This window comes from Actibacterium sp. (genome assembly GCF_041584535.1).
In the GTDB taxonomy this organism is placed as follows: Bacteria; Pseudomonadota; Alphaproteobacteria; order Rhodobacterales; family Rhodobacteraceae; genus Actibacterium_D.
Map to the genome: position 1 here is coordinate 1 of NZ_JBFHDW010000459.1, position 1,020 is coordinate 1,020.

The 1,020-nt window shown below is 65.8% G+C and carries 1 protein-coding gene; it reads left to right on the forward strand.

Annotated features, from left to right (window positions below):
• A partial coding sequence (locus ABYW26_RS14750; RefSeq protein ID WP_372605677.1) for a peptidoglycan DD-metalloendopeptidase family protein occupies window positions 1-887 on the forward strand: 887 nt, incomplete at its 5' end.
• Between the last annotated feature and the right edge of the window lie 133 nt (window positions 888-1,020).

The following is a 1,020-nucleotide window of genomic DNA, read 5'->3' on the forward strand; positions in this document are numbered from 1 at the left end:
GCGTCGATCAGGGCGTGCCGCTGCGCGCTGGTGAAATTCTGGCCTTGCCGCGCCGGGTGGCTGAACCCTCGCCCGCGACCGGCTCGGTCACCACCGGACCGATCCAGTCGCCCGATGGCATCGACATCACCGCCGTTGCCGGCGGCGCCATCGACCGCGCCAGCACCGGCCAACCGGCCATCGCCACGACAACCGAGGGCACCAAGGTCGCCGTCGCGCCCGAACCGATCCGCCACAAGGTCGAACGCGGCGAGACCGCCTATTCCATCGCCCGACGCTATAACGTCTCGGTCCGCAGCCTTGCCGAATGGAACGCCCTGGGGCCGGATTACGCCGTGCGCGAGGGGCAATATCTGCTGATCCCGGTCGGCGCCGACAGCGCAGACAGCAGCGGCATCGCCACCACCACCCTGCCCGGCGACAGCTCGCCCGTGCCCTCGCCCCCCAGTGCCGCCGCGCCACTGCCCAACGACGAAACCGCGCGCACGACGCCAGTCGCGGTTCCGGCCACCGATCTGTCGCAGGACAGCACCGACAGCTCGAAAATGGTCATGCCGGTCAATGGCTCGATCATCCGCGCGTTCGAAGCGAAAAAGAACGAAGGTATCGACATCGCCGCCAGCGCCGGTAGCCCGGTCAAAGCCGCGGCCTCGGGCACCGTCGCCGCCATCACCCGCGACACCGATCAAGTGCCGATCCTTGTGCTGCGCCATAATGATACGCTGCTGACGGTCTATGCCAATATCGACGATATCAAGGTGTCAAAGGGCGATACGGTCGCCCGCGGCCAGACCATCGCAACGGTGCGGGCCGGCGCCTCGCCCTTCCTGCATTTCGAAGTCCGCGAGGGCTTTAGCAGCGTCGATCCGCTGCCCTATCTCAACTAAATTGCGACCGGCCCCAAGGGCCGGTCATTGCTTTTACCTCGGGGCCTTTGGCCCCTCAGGCATGAGTATTTCAGCCAAGAAAAAGACAGCTGCTTCTTTTTCGTGAAAATATCCCGGGGTCCGGGGCAGCGCC